Source organism: Margalitia sp. FSL K6-0131, from assembly GCF_038008735.1.
Taxonomy (GTDB): Bacteria; Bacillota; Bacilli; order Bacillales; family Bacillaceae_C; genus Margalitia; species Margalitia shackletonii.
This window is the reverse complement of sequence record NZ_JBBOZS010000001.1, coordinates 1,039,976-1,060,228: the sequence shown is the minus strand read 5'-3', so window position 1 is coordinate 1,060,228 and position 20,253 is coordinate 1,039,976. Positions and strand designations below refer to the sequence as shown.

The following is a 20,253-nucleotide window of genomic DNA, read 5'->3' as shown; positions in this document are numbered from 1 at the left end:
CTAACTGCCCCGTTGAATATGGTTTTAGATATAACCCAAAATTTAGCGATTAATAGTGTCAGTAGAAACACAAAGCAGAAAAATGGGTTTACAGTTGTAAATCCGTCTTTTCCTGATGGTATCCTTATTGATTTTTTATTGTTTTTCTAGTTTTGTTCAAGAACAAAGAGACTGTCCCCTTACTCCTTCACCCATTAACTTCCCGATGAAATCCCCTTTTCCTTTGGGGGCCAAATAAAATAAGTAATCGCAATCAGCAGATCTATCCCTAAAACCAGCGACCAAATTTTTGCTATTCCGCTTAACGCTTCTGTTCTTGATGTATCATTGATCCAAAAGATCAATCCAGCTAATATTCCGACACCGATTATATAAGCTACAAGATGTCTGATCCAACCTTTAAAGTAGTGCTTTGAGTATTCGATTCCGTAACGTTTTCTAGGTTTTTCCCCTTGTTTTGTTACATAATATTGAAAGCGTTGATCTGCCCACCCAATCATACTTTTACCGAATGCAATGGATACACCTATATAAACAGCAGCAATTGCATGTGCTTTGGTCGCGGCTTCACCTCGGTATAAATCAATTCCTGCTGTAATTAATAAAATTACATCAACTAACGGAGTCAGTGCTAAAAGAATCATTCCTAACCGTTTTTGCTTGAAGATATATCGAGCCACCAACCCTAAAATAATGACAACCCAAAACGCAATTTCACAAAAGACAATCATCCAACCAACAATGCTCAAAAAAACACCCCTTTTTTTAATACATCCGTATTATTTAAGGAAAGTATACCACTCCCGTTTAAATAATACAATTGTATTATTTAAACTAATATTTGTGTTAAAATAGGGTTATGCCTAAAATAGTTGATCATGATTTAAGAAAAAAACAAATTGCAGAAGCTTCATGGAGAGTCATTCTAAAACAGGGAATGGAAGGAGCAACAGTTAGGAATATAGCAAACGAGGCTGGTCTCTCATTAGGTGCTTTGCGTCATTATTTTTCTACTCAGGATGAGTTACTGGAATATGCTATGAATCTTGTTATTGAAAGAGTAACAGAACGAATTAAAAAAATTGCCCTGAAAGAATTGCCTCCAAAAGAAAAAATTTTACAAATCCTACTGGAGTTTGTCCCAACTGACTCTGAAAAGATGGCGGAAATGGAAGTATGGTTTACGTTTGTAGGTTATATTAGACATAAAAAAGATGTTTTTGATGCACAATATGACGGAATTTATCATGGTCTCCGTAATTTAATACACTATATGGACCAAGAGAAACTATTGCGGAAAAACCTTAATACAGAACTTGAAATTGAAAGATTATATTCGTTGGTTGATGGTACCGCTATGCATGCATTATTAGACCCTGATAGGTTAGAAAAGGATCGAATCTATCAGTTATTTGTTTATCATTTAAATTCAATCTGTATTGATGAGATTTAAAAGTCGTTTTAAACCACAGGCATTTCCTGCGGTTTAAAACGACTAATAAAAGGCTGCATTGTAGCAGCCAAATCTTTAGTATTAGTAAAAGTAAGAAGATAAAATAATTATTCTGGTGCATTCGCTAATTCCCAGCTAATTGTTTGCTGAATTCCCTCTTCAAAAGGAACGATTTCCTTATATCCAAGCTCATCTCGAATTTTCTTTGAACTGATGACCAGATGCTGTTCCGGATTGAAGCCATCCAAAACAACTGCAGCTTCGTCAACAATGATTTGACCGTCCCATTTGTAGTGCTCCTTAATCGTTTTTACCCATTCTAATTCAGTAAACGCAAAATCTTCAGCAACATTATAAATTTGGTTTGCAGCCTTAGGATCAACAATGGCCAGTGTAATGGCATGGGCTACATTTTCAACAAATCCGCGTGATGTTCTCCACTTTGCTTCCGTTGAATGTAAGGTTATTTCATTGCTAGTTTTCATTGTCTTTAAATACTGGGATAAACGGAATTGACGGTCATTAGGGCCATATATCATAGGCAGTCTCAATACCGTCGATGGTACAGAAGTATTCCTCATAAACTGCTGTTCCACTAGGATCTTATCATAGTGATATTGCCAATCATCTTCCTTTGAAATACTTCTGTATGGATAAATAACAGTCCGAACGGGAGATTCCTCTGTCATGATATCTGTCGTAAATTCACCCTTTTCAATACCAATCAATCTGCCATATGCCTGATAAACATCAACACTGCTTAAAGCAACGAATCTTTTGGTAACATCTGAAAAAGATGCTATGACATCAATCGCATCCTGTTCCGAATATGGGAACATATCAACCAACACATCGATGGAAAGATGCTGAATTTGTTGACGCAGGTCTTTCAAGTTATTGCGGTCTCCGATAATCTCATTCACTGAATCTGGTAATGTACAATTTGTTTGGCCACGATGAAAAATCGTTACATTATGTCCCAATTCCACCAACTGTTTCGTCACATAAGGACCTAAAAATCGTGTACCGCCAATTATCAATACATTCATCTTCTCACCTCTAAAAATGGTTGATTTCTCTGTGTAAAGAGATTATATAAACGTCAAAAATGTTACCCATACCGAACCAGCATTTCATTATTTTCTATATTATAAGATTAAATTGATAAATCAGTTTATTTTAATCATAAAGGGAGATTTACCGGTTTTCAAGATATTTTTCTATCTTACTTAAGGGGATATATTGGTTCTTTTCGCAAAGATAGGAGATTTGGGAACGGTTATAGTAGGGGTGCCGCCCTTAATAACCGTTGGAGTCCTCTTTCATTCTGTTCACATGTATTTACTGAATGACTATTATTTTATGATGAAACACCCTGAATACGATTCTGCAAAGATTAAAACAAAAAAGAGCCGCGAAGCAGCCCTTTCTTCAACTAAAGCGTCTGTATGTGGAATAGCCAATAACCATTCTTATATCTTTTTTACTTTTCGCCAGTATTGCTTCGTTTCTTCATCACGTACGATATACCCAAGTTTTATTAATTCATTTCGAAGGTCTTTTATATCTTTAACGTCCCTTTTTTGCATTGCAATTTCTCTCGCCCTTAGTAAAGCATTGGCAGTTGGTGACATATCGGGCGTATCCTCCACCCATCTTCTATACTCATCATTAAACGGATCCCCCTCAGATGACCAGGAGTAACCATGTTTCTTGAAGCTATCAACGACTTTTTTAGGGGATTCATCAATTTTTTCCCGTGCAAGTTCATATCCTGATTTCCCGAGGATCACCAGTTGTTTTCCATCTAAGAAAACAATGTCAATCTCTTTTTGTCCGATTGTCTGTTTGTGTCCATCTTTATCGAGTTGCACTGCTTCATCGCTTATCGTGACAACAAGAATCTCCTTCACTGCGATTGAGGCAATCACTAGCCCTACTATTAAGCCTACAAGTGCTATAATCATATCCACCCAGAAACCATTAAATGAATGGATTAGTTTCAATGGCCCCTCAAACGGCACCCATGGAAGTTTTAAAGCCCACGTTGCTATTCGCGGTAAGAAATAGCCCAGTAAAAGCCCTAGTGCTCCAAACCCTGCATACAGGACGAATCCTGTAGTTGCAGAAAATCCGATGACTGTTTTTGGACTAGTTGACGAATTCGTCATCTAGTTCACGCTCCCTTTGTTTAAGGTTTCCTTTTTCTCAGTGTTAAGGACGGCCTTCTCAACAATATTTACGAGTTCACTACTATATGTTTCCAGATCAACCTTCTTTGTGATCGCAGTGTTAAGCATATACTCTCCAATTGCACCTTGAATCAGATTACACATAACATCTACATTAAAATCCCCAAAGACTCCTTGTTTCTGACCATCACGCAGTATTTGTTGAAGTTCATGCATGACTGGGTCTTCTTCCTCATCACTAAGCTTATAGTACGGAATGTTATCAGGTGTTCTTGCATTAAAAACAATTTCTAATAATGCTATGTTATGTTCGTGATGGGTTCCTTGATAAGCCAAACTTGCTGAAATAAATGCATTGAGTTTATTTCTTGGAGTATCTTCTTTATTTACCCTTTCCAAGATATAGGAACTAGACCTTTCTATAAGTTTGATTAGTAATTGGTTCATCAAATCGTTTTTATCGGAAAAGTGGTAAGAAATAAGTCCTGTACTTATTCTTGCCTTCTTAGCAATCTGAGCAAGGCTAGCTTTTACATAACCGATTTCATCAAGTGTATGAATCGCTGCATCAATAATTTGTTCACGTCTTGCTTCAGCGATAAACGATTGCTTTCTTTCCTCATTGTTATCTTTCTTCAATAAAATCACTCCTAAAGAAAATTGATTGAATGACCATTTTTTTATTTGATTAATCAATCAAATTTTATCATAAAAAAATTTGAAGTCAATTCATTATGTTCATAATATTTTCCAGTTTCTTTGAAAGTTAAATCACAATCTCGGGGCCATTTTATCCTTATTAAGCTGTCCCGCCATGTTAGTACAAGAAAAAGGTTGATACGCAGTGTCTTTGTTATGGGACTCGGCCGGTTTTTCACTCCCTACATCCAATTTAATGTGACCCCTTCGCAAGGCCATTTGCTCTCTCCACATATTCTTTCGAACTGCGTATCAACATGTCAATAAAAAAGTTCTAGATGATTCATATTCCCTTCTCAATATAGACATCACAGTAAGGGACTCATAAGCTTTTCCATTCCAGATGCATTCTCTTAAAGTACCCTCAACATGAAACCCCTGCTTTTTATATGCCCTTGACCATGGAATGATGAATGAAGCATTTTCCTCTTTGTTTTCTAAGTTGCAAACGAAATCAAGATCTGCTATTGTTGTATAATCTAATCTTATTACCTCTGACTCTTGAAACACCGTAATCACCTCTATTATTACTCTCTAATCCTATTTTATTTTTTCATTTATATATGTACACTTCAGAAGTGCTCTTTATTTCATAATCAATTGTGAAGCTAAACAGTTCAGCTTTATATATTATTCCTCATTTTATCACTCTTTTTTTAGCCTTTGTTTGCTATTGAAAGAACATCACCTTTATTTTCAAAGTGATTTTTTGGTATTGAAGTTGTTTGCAATCTGTGTAATATTATAGTTAATTGTATATTTAAAAGTTTTCTAGGGTTCCGCAACTCAGAGTTGGTCTGGTCCGAGAGAAAACTCACAGCATTGCTGTGTCACGGAGGGATAAAAGCCTGGGAGATACTGTTTACAGTTGTCTCCTGGGCTTTTTTGTTTTTTGCTAAAAATAACATTGGAGGTGCTTTTTATATGAACAAAAACTGGGTTAAAGTATTGGTTGCTGCATTTTTTGAGGTTTTTTGGGTTATTGGATTAAAACATGCGTATGACTTTTGGACATGGAGCGAAACAGTTATTTCCATTATCATCAGTTTTTATGCCATGATCATGGCCGGAAGGAAACTTCCCGTGGGAACTGTTTATGCCGTTTTTGTGGGATTAGGTACTGCGGGAACTGTTTTTTCGGATATTGTTTTCTTTGGAGAACCATTTAAGCCAGCAAAAATCATATTGATTTTGGTTTTATTAGCAGGGGTAATTGGATTGAAATTAGTTACGAGTGACAAGGTTGAAAAAGGAGTTGATTCTTAATGGCGTGGATTTCTTTAATTGCGGCTGGTTTATTTGAAATGTTTGGAGTTACCATGATAAATAAGTTGCATAGAGATCGTAATTGGAAAGCATTCATACTGCTAATTCTTGGATTTGGAGCAAGTTTTCTTTTTTTGGCATTTGCAATGAAAACTTTACCAATGGGTACTGCATATGCCATTTGGACTGGAATTGGTGCATCTGGTGGAGCAATATTAGGAATGATTTTTTATGGTGAGTCAAAAAATTGGAAAAGAATCATTTTTATTGCAATGGTTTTAGGATCAGCCATTGGTTTAAAGCTAGTCTCATAAATGGATTTCTTATCGGGAGAGAAGAAAATTAAAAGGTTATTTTTAACATCACAAATAGAATTGTAGATTTTATTCTGTTCAATAGATGCTTATTATTGTAAAACAATTAATAAAAATAGCACCAAAAAGGTTCCTTGATGAAGGAACCTTTTTTATATAGTTCTAGATATGAAAGTGCAGATCGTGAGAGGAGAGCAAGAACAAATATGGTTGGCCACTCAACTCCCTCCCACCAAGTAAAAAACTTATTTCGACTATAGCGTCTTATTTAACTGTATAAGCCTTTTTCAGTAGCTCCATAACCTCTTCTATTGTGAGACCAAAGGATTTATAGTAGGAGATGTCGTTAACCATTTGCTTCAAGACCATTTCGTTGCGTATTCGCAGCATCTCATCGGATGAGAATTCGGCTACAAAGCACCCTTTACCGGTAATGGTGTTTATCAAACCGCATCGTTCGAGCTCTTCCCAAGCTTTCTTAACGGTAATGATACTGACACGAAGTTCTTTAGCTGCTTGTCGAATTGGTGGTAAGCAGTAGCCGCCTTCTAACTCGCCTTTGAGAATTTGGGCACTGATTTGTTCGAACAGCTGCTGATAAATCGGTTTTTCAGATGAATTCGAAATCGCTACGTTCATTATATCTCCACTTTGAGGAATCGTTTGACCGCAATTTGATAACCAATTACTGTGAAGGCAATAAATATCAAGATTCCTACAATCATTATGGATGTTTGAAGCACCACATTGTCAGCACCGCTGCCATTGAAAATGTCGGATACAAAAGAATTCTGGATTCCGAGCCATTGTGCAGCTACGGCAAAAAGCATAGCGGCTGTTATCGATACAAGCGTTGCTTTCCCAAATGTATATGAAGTCTTATAATACATGGATATAAAGAGGATGTTGAAGATTGCTAACATAATGAAAACTAATCCCCAAAAACCCATGTGAGGCGCAAAGAAATGGTAGTGCATATTGGGGTATAAGCGAAGTGTTATCATACCAAAGATCATGGCAATCACAATATGCAATAATTCCAGGATGACAATAACGGTGACCCTTGCCCTCACAATGTCTTTCTTCGTTACAGGCATCATAGTGGTAAATATCAAATCGTTCTGAGCTTTATATGCGCCAAACACATTCGGTATCGTGACCCAATAAAAATACATAGGGACGATAAAAGAAAAGACCGTTCTCAGATATTAGGGGTCTGGAAAAATAGAAGAGCAGCTCTTCAACTAATTATCTTTGGCTTAGTTGGTATGCTTGGGGTTCAGTATCCCTACATGGCATCCATCAAAAATGGAAATGCAGCAGTGGCAACGCTATTACAATATTTGGCACCGGTAATGATTATTGTTTACTTAATATTAAGCAGACAATCTGTTCTAACACGAAAAGATTTGTTGACTGTTTCGCTTGCATTAATTGGCTGCTTTTTCCTATTAACCAACGGGTCTTTCTCACAACTCTCTGTGCCGCCACTTGCAGCTGTTCTAACAACAGTCTTTTGGTTAAAAGAACCTTTTGGAATGTTCCAATGGATTGGTACAACTTGTATCATTATCATGATTTTCTTGTTGGCTTTTAATAAAAGTTCTTCTTCAAAGACTAATCAATTTTCTAAAAATGAAAAGCCCCTCCGAATTAGCTAGTTTTGCTAAAGAGGGGCTTCTTACTAAAGAAAATCGCCCGATTGCGGGATAATGAAAAATTCAAAAAAGCTTTCCCTTTTTCTATTCTTTAGTCCTCTAATTTGTTCCATACCTTTTAGCTGCTCTGATACGAGCACGCTCAGCTTCGACCTCACGATTGCGTGGCTCGGTATTGGTTACCAGTGAGTTCAATAGATCTCTACTAACCATTGCAATCTCATTAACTGCACGATTAAACGCCTCCTCGTTCGCCTTTGAGGGCTTGTTATAACCCGTTATCTTTCTTACATACTGAAGAGATGCTGCGCGAATCTCTTCATCGGTAGCTGGTGGGTCAAAATTAAATAATGTTCGAATGTTTCGGCACATAACTTACTCCTTTTTGTTTTTATTAAACGCTCTTTTTTCCAATAATACTTTACAAGACTATTTCGGAAATGATTGGTTCATCTTGAGAAATTTCATTACAGGGATTGGACCCTGAACGTGTATTATACATTGGTTCATTCAGCAAAATCTTATCACCCGCTCTCAGAATGGGATATTTGATTCTACCTATACAGCTCATTGAACAGTGCCGGAAGCTAAAATGGTTTTCGGATCTGCATACGCCTTCTTTAGATCAGCTTATCCTTGCACGTTTTATAAAGGAAGGCCATTTGAAACGGCATATTTCAAGAATGAAGAAGACTTATAAATGCCGGAGAGATTTTCTTATCAATTGTTTAAAAACAACATTTTCGAATAAGATCAATATTTTGGGTGACTCCACAGGCTTACACCTCATGGTTGAATTTAAGGCACAACATTTTTCAAAAGAATTACTTGAAGAAATTGAACAATTTGGAGTTAAAATTTATCCAGTTGAAGAACATGCAATTGAAAAGGGAAAATATCCCAATCAAATTATTTTGGGTTATGGACATCTAAACAATGACGAAATTGAAGAAGGTATAACTAGACTGTTTCAAGCAATAAATAAGGGTAATACTTAAAAAATAAAAGTCGATTGATCCTGAACGTAAAGGAAATCGACTTTTTTATGAGATCAGGTACTTAGCGTACGATTTTTTTAAAACGGGACCCCAATCTGTGGAACAATCTTGTGAAACAAGAAAATTCGAGGAGTGACAGGCACCCTTTCTAATTGAACCAGGTGTTGTAAAGAACCGAGATCCCCTTTTCGATTTGATCAATCGACATTCCTCCAAAACCAATTAAAAAGACGGGATGCTTAAATGGGTTGTTCTCTTTTCTGTACCAATAATCACTTAAGCTATCTAGGTGAATGTTCGCATCCCTTGCCTTTTGAAGTAAAACTTGCTCACTTTGATTTATGATTACCTGCATCACAATATGTAGACCCGTTTGGCCATTTAGCACAATCGCTTTTTCTTTGAAACACTTTTTAATCGTTTTTAAGGTAACTTTGTATTTTTTCTTATATATTTCTTTCATCCGGAATCGATGTTGTTCCCAGTGCCCGTCCCTCATGAATAATTCAAGTGTTTTTTGTGCGATTCTCGATGTTGTTTGCTGTAATTCAAATTGACTATGATGATATTTTGCAAGTAAATGCTTTGGCAAAACGATATAACCTATATTTATGGCTGGCAGTATTGTGCCATGGAAGGTGCCCATATAAATGACACGTTCGTGTTGATCCAAATTTTGCAAAGAAGGGATTAACTCGCCTGAGTACCGATACTCTGACAAGTAATCGTCTTCAACGATATAAGCGTTGTGCTGAACTGCCCATTTAAGTAAATGAATCCGCTTTTGAATTTTCATAATGTTGCCAAACGGGAATTGAAAAGAAGGCGAAGTGAATACAAGACTTGCTCCTGACCTTTTCAAATCTTCTTCATTCATCCCATCACCTTCAATGACAGTAGGTGCAATGTTGCATTCAAAGCTTTCAAAGATATTGGTAGCGTGAGGATATCCTGGCTCGCCAACTGCAACCGTCTTTCCGCGAAGACCAATAAGATTGCAAATCATCCAAAGTAAAATTTGCGAATGTGACCCAATAATAATTTGCTCCTCAGAACAACGAACCCCTCTTGAATTCCTGACATACGATGCAATTTCCCTTCTTAACCCAAGCTCACCTTGTGGATTTCCTGTATTAAAAATATGATTCGTTCCATAACTCAAGACTTCATTTGTTAGTCTTTTCCACGTTGATATTGGAAAATTTTCTACATCGACATGATCTATATTAAAATCATATTTATAATTACTCTCAACCTTTTTTTCTACTGTTAAGACTTCATTGCCTTCATGTGTATTAAAATACCCTATATCTATCTCTTTGACGTAATGTCCGCTTCGTGGCTTGCTTTCAATTAACCCTTCTATAATAAGCTGGTCATACGCTGCTTCAAGTGTGGTCTTATTAACCTGCAATTGCTCTGACATTTTTCTAATAGAAGGCAGTGACGTATTCGTTAGTATGTTTCCTTCTATAATTTCTTTTTTGATGCCTTTGTAAATTTGAACGTATAAAGGCTCTCGAGAATTACGATTTATAGTTATGAACAACTCATTCATGTTTTTCTCCTACTTTCTCCTTTCGAATAATGAGCATAAAAAATAGAGAAAGGCTGCATATGAGCAATATCGAAATAGCCATGATCACAAAACTAAAATGAATTCCCGTCCAATCAATCATAAACGCTGCCAATAGGCTAGCTCCCGCTTCGCCAATAAAAGCGATTGTTGATAATGCACTAAACACTTTTCCCAGCTGTTCTTCGGGTGTATATTTCTGAATCATTAACACCATGGGAAGGTCTATAAAGGCTTCCGCTACTCCAGTGAATAATGCGATAATTGCTGCAATCAAAATGGTTGGTGAAAGTCCGACACCCATTAAGCCAAATCCCCATAGGATGCAACCAACCATGATAAATTGCGGATAATTCGATTTTATTTCCAATTTTCCTAATAGAATAGCTCCAGTTGCATTTCCAGCCGCAAAAAGTGTCAGAATCAACGAAAATCCTTTCGCTCCCATTTGCCACTGTTGGTCGGAAATAATAGGGAGTCCGAGACGTTCCATACCAGTAAAAAATAGCAATACAACGCCAAATGAGACAATAGACAGAAACATCATTCTTTTTGTCTGTAATAACGTGAACATCTCTTGCAATTCCTTTAAAACACGAATTTTTTTAGAGTTTTTCTCCCGCTCTACTTTCAAAGATATCACAAATATGAGTGGGATGAGAGATAAAATGCAAATGAAAAAGAATATCCATTCCATTGAAAAAGATACTATTAAAATACCCCCAATAACAGGGGCTAGCGACCTTGATAACTGAAGAATTAATTGAAAAATAGAATTCCCTTTTAGCCATAACGACTCTGGCAGTGTGATTGATACAAGACTTCTGATCGCAGGGCTGTAGAAGCAGCGAAACGCAACGATTAGAAACGATGCTACTGCTATATACCAAATAGATTCAATATGAAGCATATAAGAAATAAGAATGGTAAATAAAATGAATCCAGTGCCAACTTGATTCCAAATAATAATTTTTTTCTTGTTCCAGTTATCCGCATACACACCCCCAATGAGACCAAACAATAAATACGGAACCGCACTACTTTGAACGACAATGGCAGCTTGTAAAGTCGAATCTGACATTTTATATGCTAGCCAATAAAGTACAACTTGAAATATAACGAAACCAAATCCCGACAACATGTTTAGAACCAATACAAATAAATAATTATGATATTTAAGCAATTCTTTATAGCCAGTATCCTTCATCTAACCCTTCCTCTCTTCATATCCACTTTAAATAAAGTTGAACACCGAGAAGCGGTTCACTTTTTGATTTTTTTACCGGGTCAGATTCCAATGTTTACTTGAAATTTTTTTTTTCCAATTGATATCGATGCAGTTAGTGATTTAGCACTGTTTGGGATACTAGTAAGTCAATATGAGTCTATTTGCCTCGGTTTATTGTTTATTGGAGTAGAAAACCCTGCTTTCACAACTGGACTATCATGCCATAACTTGGATTTAGACATTGTTTATCAATACTAAATTTTATTTGCTATTTTCGTTTTTGTTTGGATACAGCTTCACGCTGCAGATGGAATCAGTGGTTAGTAGATGGGTGCGGTTCGCCCCACGTATTATTCGCAGGATGATCGGACTATTTATTCTTGGAACCGTGCATGCTTTACTTTTTTCCATAGCGATATCTTAAGACTTTATGCTGTACTAGGTCTAATTCTTCTCATGCTTCAGAGATTACGGCCGCGTACTGCACTTATCTTGGCTGATGTGTTCATTGGCAGTACTGCCATTCTCATTACTGGAAAGAGAAATTCTTCAATCCATTTATCCGTCATTTCATCCTCCAAGGGACACTCTAAACCCTTCACATTTGCTTTCTCAATGACCTCCGTTACCTTTGGGCGAGAGTTACCCGTACTTGCGGCGATGCCTCTCAGACTGATGTTGTCATGATGTAATTCCAATATCCTTTGATAATGAATCAAATAAAAAAACTCCTATAGGGGTACCGTCAGGAAAATGCGGATTTACAACGCTAAGCACATTTTCGGGACGATTCCCCCTTTTTTAACAACGTTAAGAAAATTTCAATGGTCTTAAAGAATCTAATGAGACTATTTTCTCGGGATTAAAATGGTATTCTCCTAGCTAATTAATATGTTCCCAACCTAGAGGCCACATATGGTGCAATAATTCTTCATTAAAACTACCAGCCTGTTTTTGATATTCAACTGCCTTTGTTAGATGTAAGGTATTCCATATACTGATGGCATTAATGATAATGTTTAAGGCACTGGCCCTTTGCAATTGATGCTGTATGGTTCGTTCCCTAAGCTCACCTTGTTTTCCAAAGAAAATGGCTCTTGCCGATCCCCCCACTCATGATCACTTTATTGTAGTGATAACATACTAATAATCGTTTTTAATACAGCGTCTTCCTCATTTGAACGGGTAATAAAATTTGCTGCATCTTTTAATTCTTGCACTGCATTTCGGACAGCAAAACTGAATTTACCGCAAGCCATTAGCTCTAAATCGTTATAGCCATCACCGAATACCATTGTTTCCTCAGAAGTAATATTTAATAAACGCTGTAGGTGTTCAACCGTAGTACCTTTATGAACATTGGCATTCGCTATATCAATCCAAGCAGCATCCGAAGCAACAATATAAGCAGATTCAAAAAACGGAGATAATTTTTCTCTGGTTTCAAAACAATGAAACGAAGGATCATGAATAGTAATCTTAACAAAGTCACCTACTATTTCATTAAAATCAGAAACTTGCCTTACTTGAGCATAAGACATCCTGACAATAGCTGCTTCCTCTTGAGGGATAGTATCTTTTATTACTGCACCATTTCTAGTACATGCAATAATAGTATGTTCCAAGCTTATTTCCTCAAGTAAACGGATAATTTCGAGTCCTAACTTATTACTTAGCAGAGATTCATAGACGAATTCTCCGTTATGCTTGATTCGAGCTGCACTATCACCTAAAATCCATAAATCATTGGCATCGTCACCAAATAACTCTTCTACTCGTTCACATTGCTTGCCAGTAACTGGAGCAAAAGCAACTCCTTTTTCAGTCATTATCTTTTTAACCTCCTTGTATAAATCCCTATTAAAGTCACCGCTGTTTTTCAAGAAAGTTCCGTCCATATCCGTTAACACTAATTTAATCATGAGATTCTCCCCCCAATGTTAAAAAATCTATAACGATTATCTATACTATAACTGGATTAGGAAAGTCGGAAAATACTCTTAGAGCATGCTGTTTTTAATACCAAAGGAAGTCACCTGTTACAAAAATGTAACGGCATGTAACTTAGTGTGAATTGTGTTAAAATGAGGTTAATAATCTTCTAGATACAAGGAGAATGGACATACTATGTTTTCAAGCGAAGTGATTAGTTCTTTCAATGAGTTAGAAACTTCAATATACCATTTTATTTGTCAAAACAGCGATAAAGTAGCTTATATGCGAATTCGTGAATTAGCAGATGAGACCCATGTATCGACAGCAACAATATTACGTTTTTGTAAAAAAGTAAATTGCGAAGGTTTTTCTGAATTTAAAATAAAACTGAAAATGCATTTGGGCGAGAATAAAAAGCAGATAATAAAAAGTGCTCAACATTCACTCGTTGAATTCTTTGAGCGGACCTTAAAAGGGGATATAAACGAAAAAATTAAGGATGCGGCAATTCAGGTTGCCAAAGCAGATAATGTCATTTTTATTGGAATCGGCAGTTCTGGTATTCTCGCGGAATATGGAGCAAGGTATTTTTCTAGCTTAGGGAAATTTTCGATGTATATTAAAGATCCTCTCTTTCCTATTCAATCTAAACTTATGTTTAATAGTGTCACCATTGCATTGTCTGTATCAGGAGAAAACAGTTTTACAGTGACACATCTTAACCAACTTAAACAAAAGGGAAGTAAAATTATTAGTATTACCAACAATAAACTTTCTACCATTGCAAAAATCTCCGATATTAATATTCCCTATTTTGTAACCGAGGAATTTAATGAAGGAGCAAATATTACTACACAAGTACCTGTTGTCTATATTCTGGAATCTATGGGCCGTGAAATACATAAACTTAAACAATAACTTACCATTCAGAATGAAAAACGCTTTTGCCTAGAAGAAAAAGTTCCACAACTGCAATAAGATTTGAATCTGCATTTTCACCGATTACAAAATAGCATCAAACCTTCTTCTAGGCTTAATGCTATTATTTACTTAATTTCTTATATCCACTCTTTTCCATATTCATTCCCTTTTTTAAATACTAAAGCATTTGAAATCTCGTTTTTTTCTATAAAACGCCACCCGTTTACTAAATATCCGTAAATCCCATTTACTTCCTCTGTTCCTTTTACCTCATCTATTTCTTTATTTTGAAAAATCATTTTAGACATAGCTACAGCTAACGGAATGGGGTTTCCTTCTTAAAAAATCACATCTTTTTTTAAACTATAAAGATAGATAATAGGAATAACATTGGTATTGTTATAATAATGACCTTTGATTTTAACATATCATCTCCCCTTTTTTATCAGCTGAAATGTAAATCTACGCCATACTGCCTTAGACGTAGTTTTCTCGCAACAGTTTGAGATGAAAGATTATTCCAAGCTGTACTATAAAGAGCAATTCGTCCCTGACTTTGCACCTCGGCAGCCCACGCAGTACAAACCTCCAAGGCGTACCCCTTCCCACGAAAATTCTGAGCAGTATGCAAACTCGCTTCAGCAGCATCTGAAGTTTGTCTTGCGCTGCAACACAATGATACTGCAACTTGATTTTGGACAACTGCGAACATTGGCTGCCCATTTTCGACGTCATCGAAGTAGTCAGGAAAATGATGTCCTAATAATCCGATATTTTCATGCGTAATCCTTACTGCTTGCGTAGAAGCTCCTCTCAAGTCAGGGAATATATATGCAGGTCCTGTATAGACATTCTCTATTGGTCTATCTTTACTTAAAGCGTTAATAATTTCAGCCAAGTTTACTCTATTAGGCGCATCCACCCATGGGGATTTTGCAACAATCCGTTTTAACTCGTCTTTAACATCTTCATGAAGTGCCTGATGATATCTTTCGACAGTACCTTGGTTTGTGATGCCGAGGAAGATTCGAGGTGCACTCTTAGTTCCAGGTTCGTTAATCCATGTCATCCCACCGAATTCATCGTGGTTAAACAGAACGTTTACTTGGAGTTCCATTAATTCATAATCAGAAAGCATAAAATACCTCCATATCACTTTGATGTGCCAACATCTTCAAGCTTATTCTTTGTTAAACTAAATTTTCCCTTTAGCCAAATAGAAAAAGAGCTGCAAACATAGTCGATTGCAGTTCTAGCCGCTGTTTATTGAATAAATTTTTAGTCGTTATTTTTAATTAAAATTTGATTGTTAATATGATGTTCCATTGTTCAAAGTAGTCGTTTATAAATATTTCTCTAAAAACCTTAATTTCCCTTCTTCTCACTAAACTGCTCGTTCGGGGATTAATAACATAAACCTTTTAAAAAAATCTATATCTATTTACTTATGTCGTAATTAAATAGATTCATAATATTTCTAAGATGCAGTGTCGATAACATATTAACTCAAGTGTAAATCTATATTACTCAGATGCATTGATTCTTTTGAAGACTAGACTTTGTCTTTTTGCATGTTTTTCAGTATTTAGAAGCAAACTCCCTAAGATTCGGCTTTGCGGTCTTAGTACCCATGAAGCGATGTTGAGTGCAGCATATGAAAGCGGAAGAATAATATTAAACCCATAATCACCATAATCATGAGCAAACACATGAGATAAAGCCGCACCAGTCATTAAAAAGAAGATTCCAGCGTGAACCCATTCTTTCAGCCGTGGAAAGCCTGGCACTACAAGTGCGATGGCTCCGAGTACTTTCCATATCCCGAGAATAGTCAAGATGTATAATGGGTAACCAATATTCGTCACTAACTCCACGTTTCCTCCATATTGCATGAGTTGCCCGATACCACTTAACAAAATAGCAAATACAAGTAGTGAGGTGACTGTCCAGTAAGCAATCTTTTTCCCTTTTGTTTTCATCCTTGATCCCATCCTTTAATCATTAATTTAAAAATGAATTACCATCTGTTCTTACAATTCTTCACATGCTTGAAAAGCTATTCTTCCATTTGACAACAAATAGTATCCTGTTTATCTATTTTTTTAGATATTTGACAAGTTAGCAAAAAAAGTAACCAACGAAAATCACTGCATCCATTGCGTTTGCAAGCTAGTGAAAGCTATTTTTTACCTAGCGAGAAAATAGCTTTCACTAATTTCAATGATGAAAAGGCACTCTGGATTTAATATTCTCCTTTAATCACAAAATACGATCCCCGAATGGTTCCAGCTAGTTTTGACTTCTGCCTAGCAAACTTAAACTTCCCGTCTAACTCCTTCGGTACCTCCATCCCCTCAGAAAGCTTAAAACCAACAGCTCGCTTCTTAGGGTCATCCACCGTATACATAACGTTGACCGAAAGACCATCCTCATAAAAGACATAGGCTATTTTTATATTTTCTACTTGAAAACGTGACGTTTCTAAAGGTTTTGCCGCAAACTCAATATCACGTTCTTCTTTCAAAATTCGGTTCACATAATCAAGGGTCTCCTGACTTTCGTTAGCTGGCACAACCGTGAATTCATGCTTGTATTTGTTCATAAAGTAACGGGCTTCATTAGCTCGTAAACCAGCAAGCGCTTCTGCTACAGGTGAAGTCTCTAAACCAACCGTAGACACATTTTTAAAATCAACAATATAGGACAATTCCGTCTCTCCTTTTATCATTTTATTTCCTCACAACAGGAATCCACATTTCACCATATACTAAGCCGTTTCTCTGCCCCATCTCCACCGTTGTATTTGGCCCGCCAACATAGGCAAAATCCTTTGCTTCCGGCAAGACTTGACCAAAGGCAATTCCAGCAAGCTTATTACTTAACTCATCTGCTGTGTTCCCTTCCCCTTTCACAACTAAGTATTCCCCCTTAGGAAACTGGATAATTCTCGATGCTTCTGGTAATGATTCCTCTGTCATAACGCCAGCATAATGCATCATCTTGTTATTCACCGCCTCGTTCACAGCAAAAATGTAGTCATTTGTTGCTACGGCTTTTAAAGTGTCTAGTGTTCCATCTTGGCTGACGGTCTGCCAAAAGTCTGCCTTTTCCTTATTTATGCCTGCATAATCTGTGTAATGGCTCTTAAGCTCCATTCCAATACCTAAAATGGTAAAGCTGTCTTTTTCTTCTAATGTATAATTTGTCATATTCAAAACCTTCCTCTTTTTTTAATTTATCAAATGACTTTTCTCCTTCACTTGATGGTTATATCATAACCTTTAATCATGTCAAAAAATGATACTGTTTAGGAGCCTTATGAAAAAAGCATATCCTGTAACTCGCCGTAACCTTGTGTCTAACTTTTTGGGTCCCTTCATCTTTGATCAACGCAATCTTTTTATTAAATAGGCTCTGTTAAATTTTAATGGTGATTTTTCCATAAAAAAATGGGAGACGCTTGTTTAGGGCGTTTCCCTTAAATAATTCAATTAAATACCTTATCAATTTCAGGTCTGTCATAGTCTAAAATCCAATCATTGTGTTTATTATAAATATCTTTTATTGTAGCGGGGGAAGTTGCCAATAAATCACAACCTCTGTCATCGTAAACGTGAAAGATAGTTTTCCTATTGATATTGATGAAGTAAACTCTGTGAAAAATTCTCGGTTTCAAACCCAAGTCTTGATTACAGATTGCCTTTAACAACGGAACATATTTAAAATCTGATGTTTTGCATTTTAGAGTAAATCTGTGAGTTTTGTATGTGCCTTCTTCATCATCTTCTGGAAAAATATAAGGCAATGCTTGATGTTTCAATTTAAATTGCATTGATTTATTTACATATTTAGGAAAATTATTTAACTGATGTTTAAGGTTTTTCCCTTTATCAAAATCATTGACATCCATCACGACAAAAATATCCTCAGTTGGAGAATGTAGGGATTCAAATAAAGTAATTGCCCTCTTATAACACCCCAATACATATGGGTTGTTTGGATAATCATATTCTCTTTTCCACTCTACACCAAGTTCAAAACGAATCCCAATATCCCAACTATAAAATAAAGGTGGTTTAAGCTCTAAATTGGGGTAATTTTCGTGCATAAAGTCATTTAACTGCATTTCAACACCTCATAGTTACTATTTATCGGCTCAACTGACCTGAAATTTGGACTGACGTAAACTATCATAAGTCTCTGTCATTTCAAATACAAATGATGTTAGCAGAAGTTCTTTAATGTGTTGCTTTGTGCTTTCGTTACTACGAATATCTATAAACAAGAACCCAGCAAGGTAATTGTCGAGATATTTTGTAGCGACACCTTTAAAACGGTCAAGCAATTTTTTCATTCGAGAATGAAAGCTGTTCACGTTTTGAATATGATATAAGCCTTTAATAACGTACTTTCCATCATCTGACTTAATTCGGTAATTCTCCAATCCTTTTTCTTTCGCATAGGTTTTGTAGGCTCTCCAAGCATTAGTTACAAGCACATTGTCGGATGATAGTTTAGAACCAATGATTTTTTCAACTTTTGGCTTCACAATACGACCCATGCAAGAAACTTTGGAGACAGTTGCTTTTGTACGGTCTCTTGCGACAAGAACGCAAACTTGTTCGTGGCTGATTCCTCTGTGTTTGGATTTTCCTCCACGTTTACGAGGCTTCCGTTCTGTAATGCCACGTTGCCCTTTTTGCGAGTAAAAGAAATAGGTCTCGTCAACTTCAACGATACCCTCAAAATGGTCAAAATCCATTTGTTTCAATGCGGATAGCAGTTTATGTCGCCAGTAAAAAAGCGTAACCCAAGTAACCTCTACAATTTCAGGCGATTTTCGCAAGGAATAACCTTTGAACATACAATCCACAAATGTAATCCATTCATCACCTTTTCTGGTGCGATAAAGGACAGTATTAGTAGTATCGGTAAAAGTTTTACGGCAACTTTTACAACGATAGCGTTGACGACCTTTTACCTTGCCGAACCGAACAACGTGTTCAGAAGAACAATGTGGACACTCAAACCCATCTTTAAAACGAGTTTCCCGCATTTCGTTAATTAGCCGACCACCGACAGAAGAGGTAGGGTCAACATAGCGTTTAACCCATTGATATATTCGTTCTTTTTTAGTATGGGGTAATTTGTCGATATACTTAACAAGTTACTAAACGCTTTGTCCATTTCAAATCTATTCTCGAACGTTTGTTCTTATGTTGATTATATCAAGGTTTTGGACAATCATCAAATATCAACATTTATCTTTAACAGAGCAATTAAATAAAAAAACTGCCTATTATGGCAGCAGATTTAAAAAGCTTATATTTTTGTTGCTTTGAAATAATGTTGATCCAAAATATCTCGTAAATCTAAAAGAAGCCATTTTGAAAAAAGATTGAGCAAAATAGCACTTTATAAAAGTTAATCATTTTGCACCTATGTTGTTCGATAACTCCACCCTTTTTTTGAAAAATCCCCAAGATGCATATCCTTTAGATAAAAAATAAGCAATGATTGTCAGGACAGCCAGGCTGCCATCAATCAATCCAATAAATCCTGCCCCTTCGGCATTGTCTTTCATAAGAACTAAAGCAGAGACCGCCATGGCAAGTTTATGAAATATTACCAGTTCCCATATTCCAACATAACGGGTCGGGTTAAAAGCTAATAATGTAAAAATACCTGCAAAGACAATAAACCCAAGCAATCTCCACAGTTCAACAATCTTTTGATTAGTTGAGGCTGCGACAACATTTTCAAAACCGCTGATGAAAGCAATGATTGCACTCAAAGCACAAAACAACATGATCCATCGTGCAATTTTTACTGCCATTGAACGACCTCCTTTTTAAATCAAATACCATGCATAAATCTAAATTCAACTTCCGTCCTAAAACGCTCGGTTTTATTCAACAATCTAACTCTTAACGAAATAATGAAATAACCCTACTGTTACACAACACTTTCATAATCTATTTACCGAGGATAAGGTATTCTTTTCCTTTTCAAT

General features: G+C 36.3%; 21 protein-coding genes, 6 pseudogenes and 1 riboswitch. Of the genes and pseudogenes, 6 read left to right on the top strand and 21 right to left on the bottom strand.

Going from position 1 to position 20,253, the window contains the following annotated elements; all coding sequences use genetic code 11:
- Positions 1–194: 194 nt before the first annotated feature.
- Entirely contained in the window at positions 195–731 is a 537-nt protein-coding gene (locus NSQ59_RS05225; RefSeq protein ID WP_437177108.1) for a hypothetical protein, read from the bottom strand.
- A 128-nt stretch (positions 732–859) separates the two neighbouring features.
- Between NSQ59_RS05225 and NSQ59_RS05220 the strand changes: the two genes are divergently transcribed.
- Positions 860–1,453, top strand: coding sequence for a TetR/AcrR family transcriptional regulator (locus NSQ59_RS05220; RefSeq protein WP_340829860.1), 594 nt, complete (start codon positions 860–862; stop codon positions 1,451–1,453).
- 107 nt (positions 1,454–1,560) lie between these two features.
- Here NSQ59_RS05220 and NSQ59_RS05215 read toward each other — a convergent pair whose 3' ends face one another.
- From NSQ59_RS05215 to NSQ59_RS05200, 4 genes are all read right to left on the bottom strand, one after another.
- Positions 1,561–2,502 carry an NAD-dependent epimerase/dehydratase family protein gene (locus tag NSQ59_RS05215; protein WP_340829859.1) on the bottom strand — a complete coding sequence of 314 codons (942 nt, stop codon included), beginning with the start codon at positions 2,500–2,502 and terminating at the stop codon, positions 1,561–1,563.
- Positions 2,503–2,925: 423 nt separating this feature from the next.
- Positions 2,926–3,624 carry a YqeB family protein gene (locus NSQ59_RS05210; RefSeq protein WP_055738462.1) on the bottom strand — a complete coding sequence of 233 codons (699 nt, stop codon included), beginning with the start codon at positions 3,622–3,624 and terminating at the stop codon, positions 2,926–2,928.
- On the bottom strand, positions 3,625–4,284 hold the full coding sequence (locus tag NSQ59_RS05205) for a TetR/AcrR family transcriptional regulator (RefSeq protein WP_126648795.1): 660 nt from the start codon (positions 4,282–4,284) through the stop codon (positions 3,625–3,627). It abuts the gene before it with no gap.
- A gap of 312 nt (positions 4,285–4,596) precedes the next feature.
- Positions 4,597–4,854, bottom strand: coding sequence for a hypothetical protein (locus tag NSQ59_RS05200; RefSeq protein WP_340829853.1), 258 nt, complete (start codon positions 4,852–4,854; stop codon positions 4,597–4,599).
- A 250-nt stretch (positions 4,855–5,104) separates the two neighbouring features.
- Positions 5,105–5,201: riboswitch (guanidine-I (ykkC/yxkD leader) on the top strand.
- A gap of 67 nt (positions 5,202–5,268) precedes the next feature.
- Between NSQ59_RS05200 and NSQ59_RS05195 the strand changes: the two genes are divergently transcribed.
- On the top strand, positions 5,269–5,610 hold the full coding sequence (locus tag NSQ59_RS05195; RefSeq protein WP_340829851.1) for a DMT family transporter: 342 nt from the start codon (positions 5,269–5,271) through the stop codon (positions 5,608–5,610).
- A complete protein-coding gene (locus NSQ59_RS05190; RefSeq protein ID WP_055738458.1) occupies positions 5,610–5,924 on the top strand; it encodes a DMT family transporter in 315 nt (104 codons plus the stop codon). Before NSQ59_RS05195 ends, NSQ59_RS05190 begins: the two co-directional genes overlap by 1 nt.
- A gap of 264 nt (positions 5,925–6,188) precedes the next feature.
- Here the strand turns inward: NSQ59_RS05190 and NSQ59_RS05185 are convergent, their stop codons facing one another.
- Together NSQ59_RS05185 and NSQ59_RS05180 are read right to left on the bottom strand one after the other, a co-directional pair.
- A complete protein-coding gene (locus tag NSQ59_RS05185) occupies positions 6,189–6,563 on the bottom strand; it encodes a GntR family transcriptional regulator (protein WP_340829849.1) in 375 nt (124 codons plus the stop codon).
- On the bottom strand, positions 6,563–7,099 hold the full coding sequence (locus NSQ59_RS05180; protein ID WP_340829847.1) for an ABC-2 transporter permease: 537 nt from the start codon (positions 7,097–7,099) through the stop codon (positions 6,563–6,565). The genes NSQ59_RS05185 and NSQ59_RS05180 overlap by 1 nt, the downstream gene beginning before the upstream one ends.
- 15 nt (positions 7,100–7,114) lie before the next feature.
- Here NSQ59_RS05180 and NSQ59_RS05175 point away from each other — a divergent pair.
- A pseudogene (locus NSQ59_RS05175) lies at positions 7,115–7,585 on the top strand (EamA family transporter); the annotation flags it as partial.
- Positions 7,586–7,681: 96 nt separating this feature from the next.
- Here the strand turns inward: NSQ59_RS05175 and NSQ59_RS05170 are convergent.
- A complete protein-coding gene (locus NSQ59_RS05170; protein ID WP_340829846.1) occupies positions 7,682–7,954 on the bottom strand; it encodes a DUF2277 domain-containing protein in 273 nt (90 codons plus the stop codon).
- 92 nt (positions 7,955–8,046) lie between these two features.
- Here NSQ59_RS05170 and NSQ59_RS05165 point away from each other — a divergent pair.
- Positions 8,047–8,580 (top strand): annotated as a pseudogene (locus tag NSQ59_RS05165) (aminotransferase class I/II-fold pyridoxal phosphate-dependent enzyme); the annotation flags it as partial.
- Positions 8,581–8,728: 148 nt separating this feature from the next.
- Here the strand turns inward: NSQ59_RS05165 and pdxR are convergent.
- From pdxR to NSQ59_RS05140, 5 genes and pseudogenes are all read right to left on the bottom strand, one after another.
- A complete protein-coding gene (pdxR, locus tag NSQ59_RS05160; protein WP_340829843.1) occupies positions 8,729–10,138 on the bottom strand; it encodes a MocR-like pyridoxine biosynthesis transcription factor PdxR in 1,410 nt (469 codons plus the stop codon).
- Positions 10,131–11,363 carry an MFS transporter gene (locus tag NSQ59_RS05155; RefSeq protein ID WP_340829842.1) on the bottom strand — a complete coding sequence of 411 codons (1,233 nt, stop codon included), beginning with the start codon at positions 11,361–11,363 and terminating at the stop codon, positions 10,131–10,133. Before NSQ59_RS05155 ends, pdxR begins: the two co-directional genes overlap by 8 nt.
- A gap of 482 nt (positions 11,364–11,845) precedes the next feature.
- Complete coding sequence (locus tag NSQ59_RS05150) at positions 11,846–12,103, bottom strand: hypothetical protein (RefSeq protein WP_340829840.1); 258 nt, start codon at positions 12,101–12,103, stop codon at positions 11,846–11,848.
- A gap of 91 nt (positions 12,104–12,194) precedes the next feature.
- Positions 12,195–12,497: pseudogene (locus NSQ59_RS05145) on the bottom strand (Tn3 family transposase); the annotation flags it as partial.
- A gap of 11 nt (positions 12,498–12,508) precedes the next feature.
- On the bottom strand, positions 12,509–13,306 hold the full coding sequence (locus NSQ59_RS05140) for an HAD family hydrolase (protein WP_340829838.1): 798 nt from the start codon (positions 13,304–13,306) through the stop codon (positions 12,509–12,511).
- Between the two features lie 205 nt (positions 13,307–13,511).
- Here NSQ59_RS05140 and NSQ59_RS05135 point away from each other — a divergent pair, with 205 nt between their 5' ends.
- A complete protein-coding gene (locus NSQ59_RS05135; protein ID WP_055738449.1) occupies positions 13,512–14,237 on the top strand; it encodes a MurR/RpiR family transcriptional regulator in 726 nt (241 codons plus the stop codon).
- Between the two features lie 140 nt (positions 14,238–14,377).
- On the opposite strand, the pseudogene NSQ59_RS27895 reads toward NSQ59_RS05135, so the two are convergent.
- From NSQ59_RS27895 to NSQ59_RS05095, 8 genes and pseudogenes are all read right to left on the bottom strand, one after another.
- Positions 14,378–14,667, bottom strand: a pseudogene (locus tag NSQ59_RS27895) (hypothetical protein).
- Between the two features lie 18 nt (positions 14,668–14,685).
- A complete protein-coding gene (locus tag NSQ59_RS05125; protein WP_340829831.1) occupies positions 14,686–15,396 on the bottom strand; it encodes a GNAT family N-acetyltransferase in 711 nt (236 codons plus the stop codon).
- 445 nt (positions 15,397–15,841) lie between these two features.
- Positions 15,842–16,231, bottom strand: a pseudogene (locus NSQ59_RS05120) (DoxX family protein); the annotation flags it as partial.
- A gap of 251 nt (positions 16,232–16,482) precedes the next feature.
- Entirely contained in the window at positions 16,483–16,947 is a 465-nt protein-coding gene (locus tag NSQ59_RS05115) for a phage tail protein (protein WP_340833138.1), read from the bottom strand.
- Positions 16,948–16,969: 22 nt separating this feature from the next.
- Positions 16,970–17,449, bottom strand: coding sequence for a GyrI-like domain-containing protein (locus tag NSQ59_RS05110; RefSeq protein ID WP_340829829.1), 480 nt, complete (start codon positions 17,447–17,449; stop codon positions 16,970–16,972).
- Between the two features lie 278 nt (positions 17,450–17,727).
- Positions 17,728–18,366, bottom strand: a complete 639-nt coding sequence (locus tag NSQ59_RS05105; protein WP_340829827.1) for a DUF3885 domain-containing protein — start codon at positions 18,364–18,366, stop codon at positions 17,728–17,730.
- Positions 18,367–18,396: 30 nt separating this feature from the next.
- Positions 18,397–19,427, bottom strand: a pseudogene (locus NSQ59_RS05100) (IS1595 family transposase).
- Positions 19,428–19,668: 241 nt separating this feature from the next.
- A complete protein-coding gene (locus NSQ59_RS05095) occupies positions 19,669–20,076 on the bottom strand; it encodes a hypothetical protein (RefSeq protein ID WP_340829824.1) in 408 nt (135 codons plus the stop codon).
- Positions 20,077–20,253 lie beyond the last annotated feature (177 nt).